This window comes from Sphingobacterium puteale (genome assembly GCF_003627955.1).
GTDB lineage: Bacteria > Bacteroidota > Bacteroidia > Sphingobacteriales > Sphingobacteriaceae > Sphingobacterium > Sphingobacterium puteale.
The window spans coordinates 615664-636914 of sequence record NZ_RBWS01000001.1 but is presented as its reverse complement, the minus strand read 5'-3'; the positions used below and the strand labels follow the sequence as shown (position 1 = coordinate 636914).

16 protein-coding genes are annotated in these 21251 nt (G+C 43.1%); 12 read left to right on the top strand and 4 right to left on the bottom strand.

Going from position 1 to position 21251, the window contains the following annotated elements:
• Positions 1 to 9: 9 nt before the first annotated feature.
• Positions 10 to 2751: an outer membrane beta-barrel protein gene (locus D7322_RS02340; protein ID WP_121120921.1), complete on the bottom strand. Its 2742-nt coding sequence runs from the start codon at positions 2749 to 2751 to the stop codon at positions 10 to 12.
• Between the two features lie 177 nt (positions 2752 to 2928).
• Between D7322_RS02340 and D7322_RS02335 the strand changes: the two genes are divergently transcribed.
• Positions 2929 to 3471, top strand: coding sequence for a TetR/AcrR family transcriptional regulator (locus D7322_RS02335; RefSeq protein WP_121120919.1), 543 nt, complete (start codon positions 2929 to 2931; stop codon positions 3469 to 3471).
• Between the two features lie 211 nt (positions 3472 to 3682).
• Positions 3683 to 5389, top strand: a complete 1707-nt coding sequence (locus D7322_RS02330; protein ID WP_121120917.1) for a glycoside hydrolase family 3 protein — start codon at positions 3683 to 3685, stop codon at positions 5387 to 5389.
• Positions 5390 to 5513: 124 nt separating this feature from the next.
• Here the strand turns inward: D7322_RS02330 and D7322_RS02325 are convergent, their stop codons facing one another.
• Positions 5514 to 7061, bottom strand: a complete 1548-nt coding sequence (locus tag D7322_RS02325; protein ID WP_121120915.1) for a glycoside hydrolase family 10 protein — start codon at positions 7059 to 7061, stop codon at positions 5514 to 5516.
• 215 nt (positions 7062 to 7276) lie between these two features.
• Here D7322_RS02325 and D7322_RS02320 point away from each other — a divergent pair, with 215 nt between their 5' ends.
• The 8 genes from D7322_RS02320 (at position 7277) to D7322_RS02285 (ending at position 16971) form a co-directional block, all read left to right on the top strand.
• The gene (locus D7322_RS02320; protein WP_121121269.1) at positions 7277 to 8704 is read left to right on the top strand and encodes an L-serine ammonia-lyase; all 1428 of its coding nucleotides are present in this window, start codon (positions 7277 to 7279) and stop codon (positions 8702 to 8704) included.
• Positions 8705 to 8780: 76 nt separating this feature from the next.
• A complete protein-coding gene (locus D7322_RS02315; protein WP_121120913.1) occupies positions 8781 to 9569 on the top strand; it encodes an MBL fold metallo-hydrolase in 789 nt (262 codons plus the stop codon).
• 516 nt (positions 9570 to 10085) lie between these two features.
• On the top strand, positions 10086 to 10802 hold the full coding sequence (locus D7322_RS02310) for a DUF4198 domain-containing protein (protein WP_121120911.1): 717 nt from the start codon (positions 10086 to 10088) through the stop codon (positions 10800 to 10802).
• A 91-nt stretch (positions 10803 to 10893) separates the two neighbouring features.
• On the top strand, positions 10894 to 13314 hold the full coding sequence (locus D7322_RS02305; protein WP_121120909.1) for a TonB-dependent receptor: 2421 nt from the start codon (positions 10894 to 10896) through the stop codon (positions 13312 to 13314).
• Between the two features lie 30 nt (positions 13315 to 13344).
• Positions 13345 to 13677, top strand: a complete 333-nt coding sequence (locus D7322_RS02300; protein WP_121120907.1) for a hypothetical protein — start codon at positions 13345 to 13347, stop codon at positions 13675 to 13677.
• Between the two features lie 12 nt (positions 13678 to 13689).
• Positions 13690 to 13968 carry a hypothetical protein gene (locus tag D7322_RS02295; protein WP_121120905.1) on the top strand — a complete coding sequence of 93 codons (279 nt, stop codon included), beginning with the start codon at positions 13690 to 13692 and terminating at the stop codon, positions 13966 to 13968.
• 6 nt (positions 13969 to 13974) lie between these two features.
• Positions 13975 to 15621: a PepSY-associated TM helix domain-containing protein gene (locus D7322_RS02290; RefSeq protein ID WP_121120903.1), complete on the top strand. Its 1647-nt coding sequence runs from the start codon at positions 13975 to 13977 to the stop codon at positions 15619 to 15621.
• 567 nt (positions 15622 to 16188) lie between these two features.
• On the top strand, positions 16189 to 16971 hold the full coding sequence (locus tag D7322_RS02285) for a hypothetical protein (protein WP_121120901.1): 783 nt from the start codon (positions 16189 to 16191) through the stop codon (positions 16969 to 16971).
• A gap of 4 nt (positions 16972 to 16975) precedes the next feature.
• Here D7322_RS02285 and D7322_RS02280 read toward each other — a convergent pair whose 3' ends face one another.
• Together D7322_RS02280 and D7322_RS02275 are read right to left on the bottom strand one after the other, a co-directional pair.
• Positions 16976 to 18391, bottom strand: coding sequence for an aminotransferase-like domain-containing protein (locus D7322_RS02280; protein ID WP_121120900.1), 1416 nt, complete (start codon positions 18389 to 18391; stop codon positions 16976 to 16978).
• A gap of 2 nt (positions 18392 to 18393) precedes the next feature.
• Positions 18394 to 18762 (bottom strand): hypothetical protein, encoded by a 369-nt coding sequence (locus tag D7322_RS02275; RefSeq protein WP_121120898.1) that lies wholly within the window; start codon positions 18760 to 18762, stop codon positions 18394 to 18396.
• 184 nt (positions 18763 to 18946) lie between these two features.
• Here D7322_RS02275 and D7322_RS02270 point away from each other — a divergent pair, with 184 nt between their 5' ends.
• Both D7322_RS02270 and D7322_RS02265 read left to right on the top strand, forming a co-directional pair.
• A complete protein-coding gene (locus D7322_RS02270; protein WP_121120896.1) occupies positions 18947 to 20527 on the top strand; it encodes a Na+/H+ antiporter in 1581 nt (526 codons plus the stop codon).
• A 76-nt stretch (positions 20528 to 20603) separates the two neighbouring features.
• Positions 20604 to 21245 carry an NAD-dependent epimerase/dehydratase family protein gene (locus tag D7322_RS02265; RefSeq protein ID WP_121120894.1) on the top strand — a complete coding sequence of 214 codons (642 nt, stop codon included), beginning with the start codon at positions 20604 to 20606 and terminating at the stop codon, positions 21243 to 21245.
• The last annotated feature ends 6 nt before the right edge of the window (positions 21246 to 21251 follow it).

The following is a 21251-nucleotide window of genomic DNA, read 5'->3' as shown; positions in this document are numbered from 1 at the left end:
TGGAGATTTTTAATCCTTTCGCTCCCGGTTTGCCTTTCCGCCCATACCCCTTATATGATACGTAAAGCTTAAGATTGCATAACGGGTAATGGCATTGGACGCTGATACGCGTACCCAAAGGTCATTGACCTGTTGATTGATGTTTTTATTATCGTTGAAAATATCAAAAACAGTCAGATTGATCTCAGCATTTCTCCTTTTGAATAATTTCTTGCCGACAGAAACATTCCACAGCAAACTTGTGGTGCTCGGTGCGTTGAGGATGCTGCCATTGTATAGGTAATTGAAAGTCGAATTTAAGGTCCAGCTTTTCAACAATGTCAATGCAATGGAGTTGCCGATGGTGTGTTTATAAACGGAATAGTTGGATTTCTCCGTTGCGGAGTTTTTTGAATAGGATAAATTTCCGTTGTAATCCAGTCCAATGATGACATCTTTGCTGAAAGCCGTATTCACCCCGACACGTTGATTTATCCCATATGTTTTTGCATTTACCTTCTGCAGATTTAACAATGTGTAATTCTGATTGAAATATACATTGTTGTTGAGGTTGATATTCAGTTTTAATGGTTCAATACGATAGCCGAAACTATTATGCCACTTCAGGTTGTATACTCCGTCAAAGTTTTCAGGTCTGCTATACTGGCCTCCCGGTCCGAGTATGATATCCTCAGCGATGGCAAATGCTGAATCTGTCGTAAAGATGGTTGTTGAAATCTTATTCTGAATAAAATCTGCCATAAAATCTGATGTAAAGCTTCTACCGGAAGCTTTGTTGACAGATCTAAACTGCATGACCAGGTTATGGTCATATTCCTGCTTCAGGTTAGGGTTGCCCGAACTGATACGCAGTGGATTTTGGTTATCAATAAAATCTTGCAGCTGTTCAATAGCCGGTGTATTGGTTTTGGCGTTATAGCGTACCTCTATACGGGTTTCTTTGTCGAAATTGTACTGGAAATTTAAGTTGGGCAACAGGCTGTTAAAATAGCTCTTTGTTTTCAATATGTTCGGAAATAGTTTGTCGTTTGCTTGATTTGCTGTCTGATAGTCCATTCCAATTTGAAACCGTATGCTATCTTTTTTATTGAATAAATAAGAAAGCCCGGCGCTGTGGTATACAAAGTCATTACGGAATTCATTTGACAGGCGGTTTTTTAATTCCCCTAACTGTTCGGTTTCCGCAAGGAATTCGTAGGTTTTTCGGTCAGAATATCGTGCGGTATTCCGGAAAGTATAATTTCCCTGCAAACGTGCGTATTTATTCAGCCTTTCGGTATAGGCAATTTTTGTACGAAAGCCATTGTTGTCGCCATTTGAATAATTTCGGTTATCAACGGTATCAATACGCTGAGGCAGGCCATCCCGATAATAGGAGTTAAGGGCATAATTGGCAGCATGGCTTTTGTTTGTGCTGAAAGAGCCATTGAAATTGACGCTGACCGTACGGCCGGGTTTGTTCAGTCTACGCATATAAGTCAGGTCACCGCCCCAGTTAAAGTTCTCACCGAAGCTTTTATTGTTGCGATTTGATCTATTAAGCGTGTCCTGCAAATTTAACAGTGTATTGCCGATGGAACCACCACGCCTATCGTTGTTCTGGTAGGAGAAATTAGGCTGTATATCCAACTTTTGGATAGAATCTATTTTCCAGTTTGCACGCAGGGAAAGGGCATGATTGTTTGTATAGGTACTGCCGAACTGCTGTTGACTGTTGATTTGATTGGCTCTGTTGCCTGCGGTATATTCTGTTTTGCTTTGGCTGACCGTATTATTGTCCGTATAGTTGTAGGTGTAATTGGCATTGAAATCCATCCGGTCTGCCAAAAAGCGGTCGAGATAATTAAATCCGGCATTGAACCGTGTTGTAACCCCCTGTCCGGTACGGCCGCGCGTATTGCCACGGGGTGCAAAGCCATTGGGTTGGTTGACGTTATTGGTGTTGATATCTATGGAGTACTGACGCTTTGGATTCATTTTGGTGACTTGAGTATTCACCGCGTATTTATTGTCCGGACCGGCTCCGCCGCTGATCTTGCCAAAGTAGGATTTCCTTTTGTCCGGCTTGGTCACAATATTGATCACTTTCATCCGTTTGCCGTCGTCAAATCCGCTGAATTTCGCCTGCTCGGTCTTGTCATCAATGAGCTGAACTTTGGCAATGACATCGGCAGGTAAGTTTTTTAGCGCAACTTTTGGATCAGTACTGAAGAATTCACGGCCATCAATTATAATCTTGTTTACGGCTTCTCCCTGCGCCTTGACATTACCGTCTTCATCAATTTCTACACCCGGTATCTGTTTTACCAGCTCGTCGGCATCCGCAAAATCAGGAGTAACATATTTTTTGGCATCAAACTCCAGTGTATCGCCCCGTACCTGTATGCTCGTCGGCGAGATGCTGACTTCGTCCAGTATGATCTCCGAGCCGTTGAGCTTAAAATTGATGTCTACGGTTTTGCCCGTTAATTTAATTTTTCGGATGTCTGCCGAATAGCCCATTGGCTGTACCGACACGAGATAATCCCCATCGGGAAGAGCTGTGCTGATAAACTTGCCCAAAATATCTGTAGGTGTCTGTAGTTTGCTGGAATCCTTTAGTGCGATGATGGTAACGCTGGCACCTGAAATAGGTTTGGAATTGTTGTTGTCCGTGAGTTTACCGGATATATACTGCTGGGCAAGCACATTCGTCTTTAACAGCGGTAAGCTAAGCGAAAGGATAACAATGATCCAGGTCTTGATTTTCATTGGTTGAGGATGTCTGCGTCTTTTTAATGCGCTGTTATTGGTCGTAAATTTTTATTTGTCAAATTTATGCGACTATTTGATACGAATTACTATCATTTTAGTTACAATAATCCTAACTGAACGGAAAGATTAGATATATTTGCAGTAGAATTAAAGATCAACTGAACGACATAGTATATGAAAGAGAGTGTTTTGAGTAGAAAAGAGCGTATTATGAAAGAGGCGTTGCTGCTTTTTTCAGAACAAGGCTATACCAATACCTCTACCAAAACAATAGCGCAGAACGCTGGGGTTTCCGAGGCTTTGATATTCAAACATTTTGGTAATAAAGACGCGCTGTTGGTTTATTTGATTAAATCAGGCTACCGTAAAGTCCTCACGCATCACCGTGGAATGATGACTTACCGTGAACCTAAAGAGTTCCTTCGGACGATGATCAATCTACCCAATAAATTGGTTACCGCCGAACCCCTATTCTGGAAGTTACAGGAGCGCCTGTCGCACCATCCCTTTTCCAAACAGCAGCACGAACAGTTCATGAAACCCGTGCAACCTATTATTCATCGTGCCTTTCAAGATCTGAACTATGAAAATCCAGACCTTGAAACTCAATTTCTCTTGTTGATAATCGATAAGCTGTGGAAAAAGGAAGCAATCGGTGAATTGGAAAATGTGATGGAACTGACGCTTTTTCTGGAGAAAAAGTATAATTTGATTTAGTATTCAGTATGGAGTAACTGAAACCCAGCACCACATGTGCGTTCCGATGAACCATCAATATTAGAATAAAGCGAACATTATTAATTTCCATTGTTGCGAGTAAAATGCATCTTTATGCGTGTTTATATAAAATTGTTGCAAAAACAATTTCATATTATCCAAAATAATAGCGTTATTAGTGATCTATTTAAGACATTATAGAAACTAATTTATGTTCAAAAAATTCAGTCTGGGCCTATTGGCATTGGCCGGTGCGCTCTCCATTACGAAAGCACAGGACAAGAAAGATTTTGTAAAATACATCAATTCCCAGCACGATTGGGTGGATGCCGTATTTAATACACTGACGCCAAAGGAGAAAGTAGCGCAGTTGTTCCTCGTGCGGGCACATACCAATCTTGGCCAAAAATATATTGATTCCGTGGCACAGGTTATTCAGGACGAACATTTGGGGGGGCTTGTTGTTTTTCAGGGTGGTCCCGTACGTCATGTGGACATGTTCAATCGCTACCAATCCCTTTCTAAAGTGCCCTTGATGATGACTTTTGATGGCGAATGGGGGCTGGGTATGCGGATGCCGGATTCTACCTTATCTTTCCCTTACCAGATGACGCTTGGTGCCGTGCAGGACAATCAATTGATCTACCGCATGGGACGGGAGGTTGCACAGGACTTTCACCGCATCGGTATGCATTTTAATTTTGCTCCGGATGTGGACATCAATAACAATCCTAAAAATCCGGTCATCGGGATTCGCTCTTTCGGCGATAATAAATATAATGTCGCCCAAAAAGCAAAAGCATATATGGACGGTATGGTGGATGGTGGTATATTGGCTTCCATCAAACACTTCCCGGGACATGGTGATACCGATGTCGATTCACACTATGACCTTCCCCAGCTTCCTTTTGATAAAAAGAGATTGGATACGCTGGAACTGTACCCTTTCAAAGAACTTATTAAAGCAGGTGCTCCGGCCGTTATGGTTGCGCATATGAATATCCCGATCCTGGATGACACACCAAATATGCCATCTTCCATTTCTAAAAAAGTCGTCACCGACTTATTACGGAACGAACTGGGCTTTAAAGGCTTGACCGTCACTGATGCCATGGATATGAAAGGTGTCAAAAAATTCTTTCCGAACGGTGAGGCGGATGTACAGGCCATCATTGCCGGACATGACCTCCTTGAGGTTTCCGAAAATAGTAAACGGGCCATTGATCTTATTCTTAAGGCGATCGAAGAAGGCCGTATCTCACAGGCGGATATTGATGCGCGCGTGAAAAGGGTGTTGGCTGCCAAACTATGGTTGGGATTGGATAAATATCAGGCTACCCCACAACAGAATCTGTATGCCGATTTGCACCGTGCATCTGCGGTACAATTGATTGACGAACTTTCCAGGGCTGCCATTACGGCGCTTAACTCGACAGAGAAATTGAAATCCTTTAAAAAAGAACTGCCTACAGCAATTATCAATATCGGTATTTCTACCAATCAAACATTCCAAGATCAACTTGCAGCTGCGCTGACAAACGAAACGCAATATTTTGTACCGGACAGCTTGAGTAAAGATGATAAGAAACGTCTTGTAAAAGAGATCAAGAAAAACAAACAATTCATTATCGCAGTACACGATACGCGACTACGTCCGCGCCCTACCATACAGTTGAATGAAAATGTGCAGGACCTGATGAAGAAGTTTGCGAAAAAATCCATTTTGACGCTATTTACAAACGTATATGCCTTAGATGGTGTTGAAGCTTCGAAGAAAGCAAAGACAATTTTATTGGCTTACCAAAATGATGCTTTTATGCAGAAGGCTGCTGCCGAAACACTGTTGGGACAGAATACCCCGAAAGGAAAACTGCCCGTTACCATCAACAAAAAATTCAAATACGGACAGGGCAAATAGCATTGCTTTAAAATCATACTAAAATAAAAGAACCCTCCTGAATCGCTGAGCCAACAACAGCTGTGCAATTCGGGAGGGTTCCTCTTTTACTCCTCTTCTGTTCAATGCATCGCTCGACCTGTCCCTACGTATCTTCATTTGCCTCCCTGCTATCCGAAGGGCGGCTCTCATTTTTCATCCGGTCTATTGCTGTGACGACATACTTGTACTGTTGATGTTGTTTGATGTCATTGTCTGTATACTGAAGTTTATCGGCATCGTAAGTGATAAAAATGATTTTTCCGGGATCCTTGATATTGACGCGTTCATCTACTGCAAAGCGATAAACAACATAACCATAGGCAGATTCACCATCGCTCGCCGCATCCGGTTTCTGCCAAAATAGCGTGTTCATTTTCCCATTGCCGGACGATTTTACCAGCAAGCCAAAAGGGGCATTTGGCGGAATGCTATCCAGCCAGGGCATTGTCGGTGGTAGAGCAGGAGTACGGTAAAGGTCATTACGCATGGAATCTTGCAGTCCGACCAGGTTGTCGGTGAGTGATTTGGAACTGAAATATATACTTCCTTCGACATCATGTTCTTCGCGCAGGTGACGTACCTGTCTCGGAATCTGGCTTTTGTCTGTCCACCCCATCTTATTTTCCGTTACCCTGTAAGCACCGTGCCCGACATAAAAATGCCGCCCATAGGTATGCCGTTGCCACCAGGATACCAATATTTCATAAGCCGCGGCACGATTTTTAAAAGGAAAGTAGATCTGCGGATTGATGTAATCGATCCAGCCTTCCTGCATCCATTTTACACCGTCCGCATAAAGTTCGCGATACGCACTTAAACCACGGGTTTCCGAACCGATGCTATTGTTTTCCTTATTGTCCCATACACCGCATGGGCTGATGCCATATTTAACATAAGGCTTTATTTTTTTGATCGCAATACCAAGGTCGCGCACAAGCATGTTCACATTATTGCGTCGCCAGTCTTCAATATTTTCAATCCCATTATTGTATTGGGCGAAGGTCAGCTGATCCGGTACGGATGTATTGCGACTGTCCGGATAAGGATAAAAATAGTCGTCAAAATGGATACCGTCAACATCGTAATTTTTAACAACGTCCATGATGACATCAATAATATATCTGCGGACAACCGGTAGCCCCGGATTGAAAAGCTTTTTTCCAGCATAGGTAAAGAACCATTCGGGATGACGTTTGGTAATATGGTCATCGGAGAAGTGTGCAGGATTCAATGTTGTCGAAGCACGATAAGGATTGAACCAGGCATGTAATTCCATTCCTCTTTTGTGTGCTTCCTCAATTGCAAATTGTAAAGGGTCATAGAACGGGGTCGGCGCCTGCCCTTGTTTTCCGGTTAAATAGCGGCTCCAGGGTTCCCTGCTTTTTGCATAGAAGGCGTCTGCCGCAGGCCGTACCTGCAGGATGATGGCATTTAAGCCAGCGCTTCGATGCTGGTCAAGCAGGTCGATAAATTCCTGCTTTTGCAATGCTACATTGTTACTGGCCTTGACAGAAGGCCAGTCTATGTTACCGATGGTAGCTACCCATACACCACGAAACTCCCGTTTAGGTAGCTGTTGGGAATATGTTCTGATCGAAAATAAACAGATAAAAAAGGCAAAAAAAGAATATAAATATGTTTTTCCCGTCATGCTATAAATTGTAGCCAACAAAGATAGGGAAGCATTTCTTACTTTTTCGCTAAAAAATGTAAGATGTTTGTTGGATACTTGTTAAAAGAATGACAGCTTGGTTTTCAAAATGATAATAATGTAAATACAGGTAACATTGTACGGTTATTTGTGCTAATTTAGATGCGGTTTTCACAAAAGCTATGAAAAACGAGCTAACCGCAACAATTGAGATTATGAGCAAAGAACAAATATCCGTTTTTGATATGTTTAAGATTGGTATCGGACCATCCAGTTCGCATACCCTGGGGCCTTGGCGTGCCGCCCAACAATTTACCCATGTCCTGCAGGCAAAAGGTGTATTGAATGAGGTGGAGCAGGTCAAGATTTTGCTTTATGGATCTTTGGCCAAAACCGGTGCTGGCCATGGTACGGATATTGCTGTTCTGCTTGGCTTGAGCGGAGACGACCCCGTTACCTTCGATGTTGACCATGTGACACCAAAGGTGGCCCATATCAAAAGTGTAGGCCAGCTGGAAGTGGCCGGTAAACGTACCGTTCCGTTCTCCTATCAGGAGGATCTCCTTTTCCTGTACGCCGAGAGTCTGCCCTTCCATCCGAATGCCGTTACATTTCAGGCCTTTCTGTCAGGTGGTAAGGCCATTACCGAGACCTATTATTCCATAGGGGGCGGTTTTGTCGTTCAGGAAAATGATACCGAGAGTGTTCTGTCCGAAGTAGATCTTCCCTTTCCGATAGATACTGCACAGGAACTGCTGCACTGGACGATGAAAACAGGGCTTAAAATATCGGAACTCGTTCTAGAAAATGAATGCGCTTGGCGTGAGGAAAATGAAACAGTTGCTGGTGTACTGAATATTTATAAGACGATCTATGAATGTATCTACCGGGGCTGTCACACTGGAGGTACGTTACCGGGAGGCTTGAACGTAGAGCGCCGGGCAGCGAAACTAAATAAAAAATTGATGCAGGGGCGGAGCTATCAGGATTATGAGTCATGGGTGATGGCGATTCGTGAAGGCGGACAGAATTTTCAATATATCCTGGATTGGGTGAGTTGTTTTGCCCTCGCCGTCAATGAAGAAAATGCCTCTTTCGGCCGTGTCGTTACAGCGCCTACCAATGGTGCTTCAGGAGTTATACCGGCCGTTTTGCAGTATTTTATTACCTTCCATGACGGCATGCGGGAAAATAAAATCGTTCAGTTTATTCTAACCGCTTCGGAGATCGGATCCATCTTTAAAAAGAATGCGACAATTTCGGCGGCCATGGGTGGCTGTCAAGCAGAAATTGGCGTATCCTCAGCCATGGCCGCCGGTGCTTTAACAGAGGTATTGGGTGGATCACAACGTCAGGTACTGATGGCGGCAGAAATTGCGATGGAGCACCACCTCGGATTGACCTGCGATCCGATCGGCGGGCTGGTACAGATCCCCTGTATCGAGCGGAATACGATGGGAGCGATAAAAGCCATTACTGCGGCTCAGCTAGCGCTGCAATCCAATCCTGATAAGGCCAAAGTAAGCTTGGATACCGTTGTTAAAACCATGTGGGAAACAGCATTGGATATGAATGCCAAATATAAAGAAACGGCAGACGGAGGCCTGGCAGTCAATATTCCATTGAGTTTGCCGGAATGTTAAGGCCTTACTGCGTGTTTTTGTTTTTCGTATCTTTGACGCAGTGAACAAAAATACCCTCATAAATTAGTATACGCGAATGAAATACTGTGCGATAGCCTCCGGTAGTAATGGAAACTGTTACTATATAGCCAAAGATGATTCGGCCATCTTGATAGATGCCGGTATCAACAGCAAGCATATTCACCTCCGGATGTATAATCTGGGTATTATTCCTACCCAGATCAAGGCAATTTTCATCACACACGAGCATTCAGATCATATTCGCGGATTATCTGTTTTCGCTAAAAAGTACAATTTACCCGTGTATATCACAAGAGGGAGTTATGACGGATCCCGCCTGCATTTACCTTCCCATCTGGTTCATATCATCGCGCCAAATGAAGAAGTTGAAATCGGTGGCCTTAAGATTTATGGAATTCCCAAATACCATGATGCAAAAGAACCCTGTAGTTTCCTTGTTTCGGATGGTGTTCATAATATTGGTGTATTGACGGATATTGGAAGACCCTGCGAAAACGTACAGCAAGTGATTCAGCATTCAGATATCCTCCTGTTGGAGTCCAATTATGATGAGGATATGCTACGTACCGGGCGATATTCCTATTTTTTGAAAAATAGAATCAGCAGCGGATGGGGGCACCTCTCCAATCGCGTTGCCGTCGAACTGTTTAACCAATATAGGACAGATCGCCTCAAGCATTTAATTTTAACACACCTCTCTGGTGAAAATAATACGGTTGACCTTGTTCATGCAACATTCGAGCCTCATTGTGAGCATATCAAGCTTCATGTGGCCACGCGCTATCAGGAAACAGAATTATTTGATATTGCCCATATCAACAGTGTGGAGGGCGCCCTTTCTTAGCCTCCCCAATGCCGGGCATTAGACAAAACCCAGGCTGCTCTTCTTCCAATACCGATTTGTATAAATGGACCTGTCATCTGTCAGTAAGGCTGAATGACAAGCGCAGGACACGATGTGTTGCTTTTTTGTGGTTTTAATGGGCCGGGCCGGCGATACCTCGGAAGGGAAATCCAGTACAATCTGCGAAAAATGTAAAATATCCTTGATATCCAAAGAATTCCTTTTATATTTGCTCTGTTTTTAATCAGTCTAAATAGTTTTAAAGCTATGGTCAGATTGATTGCGGAGCAAATACCATGTAATAGACGGCAATCTATTACATGGCAAAAATCTACAGACAGCGGCAACTGTCTATAGGTGGCCGGAGCAGTTAACTGCTTCAGTTGCTTCCGATAAAGGACATGGAAGGACTTGCAAGATAGCGAATTTTAATGATTTTATTCGTTTGACGCTCGTTTTTGACGAGTAGAAGCTTTCCTGATAAGTTGCAGAACTATACGCATCAATCAACATATTATGAAAATTTTAGTTTCGCTTTTTACATTTCTTGCAGTATTGTTTTACTGTAACAGCAGCTATGCGCACGCACTTTGGATAGAATCAGCGCCCTATGGTGCAGTTAACCAATCCCATGAAATCAAGGTCTATTATGGTGAATATGTAACCAATGAAAGAGATCTCATTGAAAAATGGTATTCGGACGTGAAGGATTTTACCCTGTTATTGCATGCGCCCGGAAAGGCACCTGTGCAGGTACAACTGACCAATAAAGGAGATCATTTTAGCGGTTCATTCCAACCTGCCGAACAAGGAACCTACTTTTTATCTGTCGTAAAAGCCCCAAAAGACCTGGGTGGGCAGACGAAATATGAGTTTTCGTCATTAGTACCCGTTATCGTTGGCAAATCAGGCAAATTGGACTATAGCGCGATAAAAAATCCGCTTCAGGTTGAGCTACAGAACTCAGCCAATGCAAAAAAAGGTGCCAGTCTGCAGGCGAAGGTTACCAGCGAAGGAAAAGTCGTTCCCCATGCCAAAGTATCTGTTTTTTCATCCACAGGTTGGGGAAAAGAATTTGTAGCCGATGTCAATGGTGTGGTAACATTCGATGCGCTATGGTCAGGAGCCTATGTGCTTGAAGCAAGTACTTTTGTTGAAAAAGCCGGTGAGCACGGCGGGAAGCCTTACGCTTCGTCTTGGCAGGGAAGCACAACATTTTTTGAAGTAAAATAAATCGTTGATACCTACAACTTGGATGGATTCATTCTAAATCCCACATTTAAATGAATCCATCCTTTATTACATATCTACTATTGAAACACAAATGAATAAAACTTTATCTTTTTTGGCGATTCCGATGATCAGTTCAATTTTTTCGATGGCTCAGGCCCAGAGCAACTTGAAGATTGAGGGGACCCTTGTAAATGAAAAATCCGAACCTATTTCTGGCGCAACAATTAAACTATCGCCTACAGGGGTGACCACCAGTACAGACGCTGAGGGGCGCTTTATTTTTGATAGACTTTCTGCCAAGACTTACCGCTTGGAAATCAAATCTTTCGGCTATGGTAAACATTCCATGGAGGTTATCGTAAAAGACGAAGAAACACATTTAGGCCCCATCATTATGAAAGACCAATCCGAGTCGATCGATGAAGTGGCCGTTTACGGTAAATACTATGAGCATTATAAGTTTGATAGTATATCCGGGTCATTGCGTCTTAAAACACCGATCCTGGAGTTACCCCAAAATATTCAGGTTATTTCTTCTGACCTCATGGCTGATCAGCAGGTTTTCGACATTGTCGACGGGATCACACGTAATATCAGCGGTGCAACACGTCAGGGACACTGGGATAATCAATATGCCAATATCCGTATGCGCGGATCCAAGATTCCAGCTTTTCGTAACGGTATGAATATCGAGGCTTCATGGGGACCTACAGCCGAAGATGCAAGCATGATCGAACGTATTGAATTTGTGAAGGGGCCTGCCGGATTTATGCTTTCAAACGGTGAGCCGGGAGGATTTTATAATGTCGTTACCAAAAAGCCAACCGGAAACACGAAAGGTTCTGTGACACTCAATACCGGTAGTTTTAGTACCTATCGTGCAGCAGTTGACTTGGACGGTAAATTAAGGAAAGATGGTAAGTTACTTTATCGCCTTAATGTCGCTGGTCAGCAGAAAGATTTTTATACAAAATATAATTATAGTGATCGTGTTGTAATTGCTCCTGTCTTGACGTATAAGGTGGATTCATTGACTTCACTGACATTTGAATATACCTATCAAGGTTCGAAGTACCTGTCGAACGGTAATTATGCATTTTCGCCAAAAGGATTTGCCGATCCGGGTATTTCGAATGATTTCTTTGCTGGAGATCCTTCATTCGCACCAAACAAAATAAAAGATCACAGTGCATACCTATATTTTGATCGAAAACTAAATTCCAAATGGAATTTCCATGGACAGCTTGCCTATTTTAATTTTAATATGGTAGCCACCAGTTCATGGGTGAGTGCGATGCGAGCCAACGGTGATATGTCTCGGACCTATAATATGGCTGATGAAGCAGGTGAAAACAAATTTGCGCAATTCTCGTTTACAGGAGAAGAATATACCGGCAATGTGCGCCATCGTATATTGGCTGGTGCTGACTTTGGTACTAAAAAATTCTGGGGTGATTTTGGGGTATTGGCAAAAGATACCTTGGTCACAAAACCACTGAATGTATATAATCCTGTTTATGGGATCGCAGCGTCGGCAATTCCTAATCCCGATAGGTCCCAAAGTGTTAAGGTAAGAGCTGGAGGCCAAAATTATGTCAACTCTGTATCGTATTCGTCTTTGTATGTACATGATGAAATGGCATTTTTGGAAGAAAAATTACGTTTGTCTTTAGGTTTACGTTACACGATAGCCCAAACCATCGGGAAAACCGCTACAGCGGATCGGACGGATAAAGCGCTTACACCACGTGTCGGATTGAGTTATTCAATAGACAAATCAACAAGTGTTTACGGGTTATTTGATCAGTCTTTTGTCCCGCAGGCAGGTACTGATTGGGAAGGAAATGCATTTAAACCTGTTAGAGGTAATGATTTGGAAGCCGGTATCAAAAAGGAATGGGCTGGCGGAAAGTGGATCTCCACTTTAACTGCTTATCGGATTAAAAGACAAAACGCTTTAACAGATGATCTTGATCATCCAATGGCGGGAACCAATAATTACTTTAAAATCGCTCTCGGTGAAACAACAAGTAAGGGTATAGAGTTTGATATCACTGGTGAAGTGCTACCTGGATTGAGTGCCAACGCAAACTATGCATTGACTGATTCCAAAGTATCGAAAGATGGAAAACAGGAAAATATAGGCAATATTACACCGAATACAGCCAAACACACAGCCAATGCCTGGTTAACTTACCGTTTGCAACATGGACCATTGAGAGGCTTGGGATTAACAGGTAGTGTTCAGGGGATGTCCGATCGTGCTATTGGAACAACAAAAGAAAGTAACTTTAAGAATTATATAAGAACTGATGGCGGTGTTAGTTTTCAAGGTGGAAAATATAGTATTTTCTTGATGGTTAATAACTTGTTAGATAACAGAAAGCTATTAACTTCCGGCTCTATTACTAGAACGAGTGAGGCGATGAAGAAGCAGGGTATAGTAGATTATTATACCTATATCGTAGAAGCAAGACGTAATTTCCGTTTAGGAATAACCTACAAATTTTAATTAAGCGATTCTATATAAATCATTTATGCGATGTATAGCACACTTTTAATAACCATACTTATAGGAGCCTACCTCTTTTACAACAGCAGTAAGAAAGTGAAGTTTCAGCATAGACCGGAGTGGTTGAAAAAGCTTTGCGCACAGACTCAGTCTGTGCGTATCTTGAGTATTGGGTTGCTACTGTTACCATTTGTAGTCATCCTTTATGTACAGGGATTCGGGGCCGGATTCTTTGCTTTTTTTGCCTATGTCATGTGCATGATGAGCCTAGTGGTCTTATTGAATCCGTATCGTTATTTAACAGCCTACCATGTCCTCGGACTGTATGCTGTCAGTCTATGTATTGAATTTTTGATCTCTTAATTGATTGCTGTTATGCCTGCAAATAAAAAATACCTGAGTTCACCTTTTCAGCGATTTCTGAAGATTACAGCCGGATTCATCGGTGGGTACGTTGTTATGCTTTCCTTTCATGTGTTGCTGACAACTGTTTTTGAGAAAAAGGATGTTGTTATGACTGCCGGATTCACCGGTTATCTCCTTTGGGCAGTACTGATGCTCCTGGCCTTTCTCTCCAAAAGCGGATGGAAAATATGGGGAATTTATTTACTCTTGGCTTCGGTTTTTTCGTTGCCTTATTTGTTAAAGATGTAATCAGTCATGAACAACAGAAATTATAACATCTATTTTAATACCCATACCATCAGTGGTATTATCATCTGTGCACTGCTGTATGTGATATTTTTTGCAGGTTCATTTGCCTTTTTTAGAAACGAAATCGCGGCCTGGCAAAATAACGCGTCATACAAAACCTACCAGGAAAATTATCAAAGCTTTGACAAGCTGCTGGATTCGCTACAGGGGGAAACCAACCTCCATGGACGTGATATCAACTTCTATATGCACCGGGAGGGGACTTCTGCCTATATTGGTTACACGGCATCAAACGATACGGTCCTAAACAAGGAAAATTTGTCGAAGATAACACCTGAACAGAAGGCGGAAAAGAAGAAAGGCCGGAAACGTAGAGGGGGCGATGATGATTCGAAGAATTTCATGTATAATTTTGCTAATAAAACAGCAGGTGACTATACACAGAATTATGATATGGGCGAGTTTTTATTCCGCCTGCACTTTTTGGCACAGCTCAATCAGGTGCCTATCAGTGTGGGCATCGCGCCTTTTGGATATCTCGTTGCCGGTATTACAGCTTTTATCTTCTTGTTCGCATTGATAACAGGTTTGTTGTTGCACTGGGATAAGCTGGTTTCGAACTTTTTTGTTTTTAGACCATTTAGTAAGTGGAAGACCGTGTGGACGGATATGCACACTGCCCTGGGAGTGATCGGGTTTCCTTTTCAGTTTATTTTTGCCGTTACGGGAACATTTCTGATTGTCAACGCTGTTTTGGTTCTCCCTTTCAGCAAATTACTGTACAATGGAGAACAGCAAAAAATGTATCAGGATATCGGCGTAACTGCCCATGATAATTATCCGTATAGCTATAAACCCTTGCTGGCGGATGTGAAAATTGCACCTTTCTTAGATCTAGCAAAGAAAAAATGGCCAGAAAGCGAGTTTAAACGTATTGTTGTAAAAAACTTTGCGGATTCGAATATGCATGTTATCATGGAACTCGAACCACATTTTAACCGAAGCTTTGCAGGATCGGGTATATTGACGGTGAAGGTCGCGGATAACAAAGTTGTTGAAGAGAAATCGCCATTAGCAGATACAAGCTATGGAGACTATGTCAGAAGTATTATCTACCGCCTGCATTATGGTGATTATGGTGGATACCCACTCAAAACCGTCTATTTTATTCTTGGTGTAATGGGCTGTCTGGTTATTATTTCCGGAATTCTGATCTGGTTGGTTGCCCGTGATAAAAACAATGTCATTCCAAGAAAACGTAAATTCAACTTTTGGGCAGCTAATATCTTTACGGCGATTTGTCTGACGATGCTCCCAGTTACGGCAATTACATTTATTGCCATTAAGATTAGTCCCAAAGTGGACCAGGATTTTATCTATCGGGTCTATTTTTATGCTTGGTTAGTTCTTTCGCTATATTACATCGTTCGTCGAAGTATAAGAAGAACAAATCGCGAAACACTTTTGGTCGGAAGTATCCTGGCATTTATTGTCCCGATAGCCAATGGTCTGGTAACAGGTAATTGGCTTTGGAAGACTTTTGTGGATGGACAACGCGATTTATTTATTGTTGATTTCCTATGGTTGATGATTGGTGTCATCGGACTACTGGCTTTTTATAGGACAAAAAAATTCTTTCAGAAAATTCAGTAATTAGGATCCGTTACGCTCATCCGATGGGCAGGCGGTATACACATTTCGCAAGATAAAATATATGGCTAAAGGTTGCTTGAACAAAGCAGCCTTTAGCCATATATAAGGTACGGTTGAAGCACTCGTAAAGTACTTTTCGCTTTGTACAATCTGCGAGTAAATGCAGTACTGGATAGGTAAGGCGTTTGCGTTGGTCTAGTGTCTCTTGTTCGATAGCTATTCGGACCTTGTTCGGTGATTCTTCGGGATTCCATTGCTATTGCTTCGGGACAGCGTTGGGATTGGTCTGACCGTTCTTCGACTCTTGTTTGCCTTGTTGCCGATGAATTACCGAAGCAGCCCCGACCAAATGTCGAAGCAGCCCCGAGGCGGCCCCGAAGCTGGTGCGAAGCATGTGCGGAACGTCCCCGAATGTTATTGGTGTTTGAACGGACTTGAGGGGACTTTAAGGGAGTCGAAGGGACTTTGTTGCGCTAAGTGATCTTTGTTTTATGTGTTGTTAAAGGAACTGTTGTTTAATTCATACGATTATTGTAGTTTTAAAGTATACCAATTTAACTTAGTAGTATGAAGAAATCTTCCGGCAAGGGTAAAAAAGAACGAAAGCGAGGGGAAGCTTATGTTCTAAGTGAAAACAGCAAGTTAACGGGCCTCGATTTTACGTACAACAGTAATCTTGCCAGTCGTTTGTATCAGATTTTAAAACCTATGCTGCGAGCCGCCTGTGAACGTACGACCTACCTCAGGTTACAGAATGCGCTTTATGCGGCGGTACGCAACGACCGTGAGCACGGACTCGGAAGCTTACGGCTTGGATATGGATCAGTACTACCCTTGAGGGGATTCCGGTACTCCAAGCGGGTCAGCTGGAGCAATTTCTTTATGAATCACCCAGTTGCACATTTTGATGAGACTCGACAACAAATTCAGGTTCAGCTCCCTTTGGCGGGTCTCCGAAAATTTGATTTAATCCATGAAAGGCTAGCTAAAATTGACATAAAAATATATTGTGTGGTGATTCAACTAGATGATCGCAATACTATATTTTACCATGTGAGCAAAACCTTGGAGCTAAGAAAAGAAGATCACAAAGTGGACCGTGGCATTACTTTCACATTGGGGGACTGTAAGGATGCCGTCATTTTATGTCTGGGCACGGTAAGGTGTTGGCTGACGAGCCCTGATGGGAACGAAGAATTCATGTCCAATAATAGCACCCTGATGACCGGTGAAGTTTTCGATGCGATCCTGATCCGTGAGGGTAAGGAAACCATATTTCCTGAAGAAAAATCCGATAAATTGCCGCCGCCTATTTTACCGGGCGATGATGATGAGGTAGACTGGGATTAATAGCTTAGATAATGGCTTTAAAGAAACGTCCCAATCGCATCAGGTCATGGGCTGTTTTTTCATTCCAGTCAACGGCATAGTTCAGCCGGATACAGTTTTTAAACTGATCATGCTGGGTAAACATTCGGCCGGGGGCAAAGCTCAATTTTTGTTTCAGCGCGTAATCATAGAGTACCGTTGAATCAATTTTTGGATCCATTTCCAGCCAGAGAACAAAGCCACCTTCGGGTTGCGACATCTTTGTGTTTTCAGGGAAATGGGTCTCGATACTGTTTCTGAAGTTGATATAATTGCTATACAGCTTCTTTCTAAAGGTATTGAGGTGATGGTCATACCTTCCGATCTGCAGAAATTTGGCCACCGCTTCCTGATATATAGCGGGCTGTGAAATGGTCTGGACCAGTCGTTGTTTGAGAATCCTGTCTTTGTACTGTCCGGGTTCGACCCATCCGATCCGGAAACTTGGGGCCAATACCTTGGTAACAGATCCGCACCACATGACCAGGCCTTCTTCATCAAAGTATTTACAGGGTTTAGGTCTTGAGGTGCCGAAATATACATTCCCATAAAGGTCATCTTCGATCAATGGAATATGATGGAAAGCCAGGAGTTTGACAAGCTCTTTTTTATGTTCATCCGGCATCAGCGCACCCAAGGGGTTACTGAAATTGGAAACAAAACAGCATACATCGATTTTATGGATCACTTTTTTCAGGGCGTCCAGTTCAATACCCGTAATCGGATGTGTCGGGATCTCAATGGTTTTTAACCCCAGTACCTGAAATGCCTGAATAAAACCAAAATAGAGGGGGCTTTCCACAGCAATGGTATCTCCAGGCTTCGTGACTGCGCGGAGGCAGCTATAAATGGCATTCATGGCACCCGAAGTGATAATCAGGTCATCGTCGCTTATTTTTCCTTCCAGTACGAGCGACCATTTGGCAATCTCTTTACGTAAAGTCGGGCTACCCTGCACCTGTCCATACTGATCGCCGTAATCGTGCAGTTCGTGTACTGTCTCCAGGATACATTTATTGAGCTTCTGAATGGGGAGCAAAGAAGGGCTGGGCAGTCCCAAAGAGAATCGCGTAATTTCCTTATCCTCCAACGAGTGAAAAACTTTATCAATCAAAGCCGCGGGATCTTGCTTCTTTTCATCAATCTTAAACGTTGAGATAGAAGGGATAGACATCCGGCGCTGTCCGGCCAGGCTGACAAAAAAGCCAGATTTGGGGCGTGATTCGATCAGCGACCGGCTCTCGAGCTCCATATACGCGCTCTTTGCCGTATTTAAGCTCACATTATACAATTTTTGCGCACTACGAACGGAGGGGAGACGGTCGCCGTAGGCCAGAGAGCCATTTTTGATCTGGTTCTCTACGATGTTTGCAATTTTTTTATACAATTGTTGCTGCTCCATGCTTATGCTAATTTACTGTTTCCGTTTGGATTTACCCAATCATGGAAATGACGGATTCCCCTTTTTAACGATTCTTCACTACCAAACATGGTCAATAGTTGTTGTTCAAGATAAGTTTGTGCCCTGTGCTTAAATACGTTTGATAGCTCTTCGGGAACGTCGGCACCGTAGCAAATTTCAACAGTAAGATTATTGTCTTCAGAGACGGTAGCCAAGGAAAAGGCAGCTATTGACTCATTTTGAGCAAGCAGTAGGAAAGGCATGTGCAACAGACTTTTGTTTTTCACAGTATGCTGTACCTTTTTTAGTAAGGATAGATCAGAGAGGTTGACCTCTCTGATGGAATACGGTTGAAGTGTTGTAGTTGACATGGCAATAAATCTTTTTGCTAATTTAGGAAGGGTACAGGCTGTATTTAAGGTACAGAATCATAGAGAAATTAGGGTACAGATGAGAAAGTAAAAAATATGGCGGGAAGTAGTGGTTTTTAATTTCCATTTAAGATATTTACAAGAGTTAATGATGTGTCTCAAGACCAGTAAATTATGACAGCCTATGCATAACTTGTTCCCGCTATTTATCGCCATGATCACGGCCATCGTGTTGCTCGAAATGCTGGCGACGAAACTTCGGGTAGCCTATCCCATTCTATTGGTTTTGGCGGGCTTGATCGTCAGCTTTATTCCAACATTACCCGTTGTTACGATTGATCCGGATGTTATTTTTCTGATTTTCCTTCCACCCTTATTATGTGAGGCTGCTTGGTCGATTTCGTTTAAGGAGATGAAGAAATGGTGGCGTATTATTGGAAGTTTTGCCTTTTTGGTGGTTTTCTTTACGGCACTTTCCGTTGCGGTGGTTGCTAGTCATTATATTCCGGGTTTCACACTCGCAATGGGCTTTCTACTGGGAGGGATTGTTTCTCCTCCGGATGCTGTCAGTACCGGTGCAATCATGAAGTTTGTGAAAGTTCCAAAATCTACTTCTGCGATCCTTGAGGGAGAGAGTCTGCTGAACGATGCCTCCTCTTTGATTATTGTTCGTTTTGCCCTCATTGCCGTGGGTATGGGACAGTTTGTATGGCAGGAAGCAGCGGTTTCATTTATCTGGATGTTGGTCGGTGGAGTTGGTATCGGTGTCCTGTTGGGGTGGTTTTTTATTCAGGCACATAAACGCTTACCGACAGATGCCCCTTCAGATATTGCGCTGACCTTGATCGAACCCTATTTTATGTACTGGATTGCCGAGCAATTTCACAGTTCTGGGGTGCTGGCTGTCGTTGCAGGAAGCCTCCTGATGTCCAACCAGCGCCTTAAATTTCTGAATAGTACCAGTCGTGTGCGGGGGCTGAGTGTCTGGGAGAGTTTTGTGTTTATCCTGAATGGCATAGTGTTTTTTATTATCGGTCTTGATCTCCCTGAGATTGTGGCAGGTTTGCGTGCGAACGGAACTTCACTACGGGAGGCTATCGGTTACGGTCTGTTGGTGACAGCAGTCCTTATCCTTGCCCGCGTGATCAGCGCCTATGCTGCGATGATTGCGACACTTATCTTCCGTCCAAGTGTGGCACCCAGGGTGCGGTCTTCAAAGCAACGTTTCTTTATGCCACTTCTATTGGGTTGGACTGGGATGCGGGGAGTAGTTTCCCTGGCCGCGGCGCTTTCCATTCCTTTGGTCATGAACGGTACTGTGATTCCACAGCGGCATCTGATTCTATTTATCACCTTTGTTGTCATTCTCTCTACCCTTTTGGTTCAGGGATTGACCTTACCCTATCTGATCAAGCGAACGAAGCTTTTTGATGCCGTGCTTGCCGAGACGCCCGAAGAGGTTGCCAAACAGCAGATGAAGCAAGGTTTAAAACAGCATGTCTATCAGTTTCTCAAGGATAAATATGAGCAAGAAGAACATAATCGGGTGGCAATGGAAAGGATTTTGAAGCATTGGGAGGAAAAAGTCAATGCTGCGGATGATTCGTGGATGAACGAGCGTACGAAAATGATTTTCATTGAATTGTTGGATGTGCAGCGTGAATATCTGGAAAAATTGAATAGCGAGTCGGAGATTGATGAGGACCTCATCCGTTCGCAGCTCTATCAAATTGACCTGGAGGAAGAGCGCTTGCGCATGATATAATGCCATGGTGTTCCATTTGTCTGGATAAATAATAATAGTTGTAGCCTTTTGGGCTAGGTACATAAGTTGAATTGCGATGAAAGTTATAATAACAGGGCCCACAGGGATGGTCGGAGAAGGTGTTTTACTGGAATGTCTTCAAAATGATAAGGTAGAGGCGGTATTGAGCATATCGCGTCGTACTGCTGACATACATCATCCAAAGTTAAAGGAGCTTTTGGTTAAAGATTTTACGAATCTTTCCGAAGTTGAAGCAGAGATCAGCGGCTATGATGCCTGTTTTTATTGCGCAGGTGTCAGTTCAGTAGGCATGAAAGAGGACAAATACCGTTATATTACCTACGATACGACATTGGCATTTGCAAAATCGCTGTTGAAGATTAATCCCGAAATCAGCTTTATCTACGTATCAGGCGGGAGTACGGACAGTACCGAACAGGGACGGGTGATGTGGGCTAGGGTGAAGGGCAAGACGGAAAATGATCTGGCGAAATTGCCTTTTAAGAAGGAATACAATTTCCGGCCGGGCGGAATGACCACCGTTGCGGGGCAGAAGCATGCCAATCCATTTTCGTTTGTTGCCAAGATTATAAAATTTTTTGCCCCTTCGGCGGTGTTGTCCCTATATGAGGTGGGGCGGGCGATGATTCATGCCGTGGAGCGTGACGATGTAAAAAATATATTGGAAATCAAGGATATCAGGGCGTTGGCTAAATAGTATAGA

Bases quoted from the DNA above. Each gene is read 5' to 3' on its own strand.
- D7322_RS02340 (WP_121120921.1), bottom strand. From the start codon at position 2,751: ATGAAAATCAAGACCTGGATCATTGTTATCCTTTCGCTTAGCTTACCG.
- D7322_RS02335 (WP_121120919.1), top strand. From the start codon at position 2,929: ATGAAAGAGAGTGTTTTGAGTAGAAAAGAGCGTATTATGAAAGAGGCG.
- D7322_RS02330 (WP_121120917.1), top strand. From the start codon at position 3,683: ATGTTCAAAAAATTCAGTCTGGGCCTATTGGCATTGGCCGGTGCGCTC.
- D7322_RS02325 (WP_121120915.1), bottom strand. From the start codon at position 7,061: ATGACGGGAAAAACATATTTATATTCTTTTTTTGCCTTTTTTATCTGT.
- D7322_RS02320 (WP_121121269.1), top strand. From the start codon at position 7,277: ATGAGCAAAGAACAAATATCCGTTTTTGATATGTTTAAGATTGGTATC.
- D7322_RS02315 (WP_121120913.1), top strand. From the start codon at position 8,781: ATGAAATACTGTGCGATAGCCTCCGGTAGTAATGGAAACTGTTACTAT.
- D7322_RS02310 (WP_121120911.1), top strand. From the start codon at position 10,086: ATGAAAATTTTAGTTTCGCTTTTTACATTTCTTGCAGTATTGTTTTAC.
- D7322_RS02305 (WP_121120909.1), top strand. From the start codon at position 10,894: ATGAATAAAACTTTATCTTTTTTGGCGATTCCGATGATCAGTTCAATT.
- D7322_RS02300 (WP_121120907.1), top strand. From the start codon at position 13,345: ATGTATAGCACACTTTTAATAACCATACTTATAGGAGCCTACCTCTTT.
- D7322_RS02295 (WP_121120905.1), top strand. From the start codon at position 13,690: ATGCCTGCAAATAAAAAATACCTGAGTTCACCTTTTCAGCGATTTCTG.
- D7322_RS02290 (WP_121120903.1), top strand. From the start codon at position 13,975: ATGAACAACAGAAATTATAACATCTATTTTAATACCCATACCATCAGT.
- D7322_RS02285 (WP_121120901.1), top strand. From the start codon at position 16,189: ATGAAGAAATCTTCCGGCAAGGGTAAAAAAGAACGAAAGCGAGGGGAA.
- D7322_RS02280 (WP_121120900.1), bottom strand. From the start codon at position 18,391: ATGGAGCAGCAACAATTGTATAAAAAAATTGCAAACATCGTAGAGAAC.
- D7322_RS02275 (WP_121120898.1), bottom strand. From the start codon at position 18,762: ATGTCAACTACAACACTTCAACCGTATTCCATCAGAGAGGTCAACCTC.
- D7322_RS02270 (WP_121120896.1), top strand. From the start codon at position 18,947: ATGCATAACTTGTTCCCGCTATTTATCGCCATGATCACGGCCATCGTG.
- D7322_RS02265 (WP_121120894.1), top strand. From the start codon at position 20,604: ATGAAAGTTATAATAACAGGGCCCACAGGGATGGTCGGAGAAGGTGTT.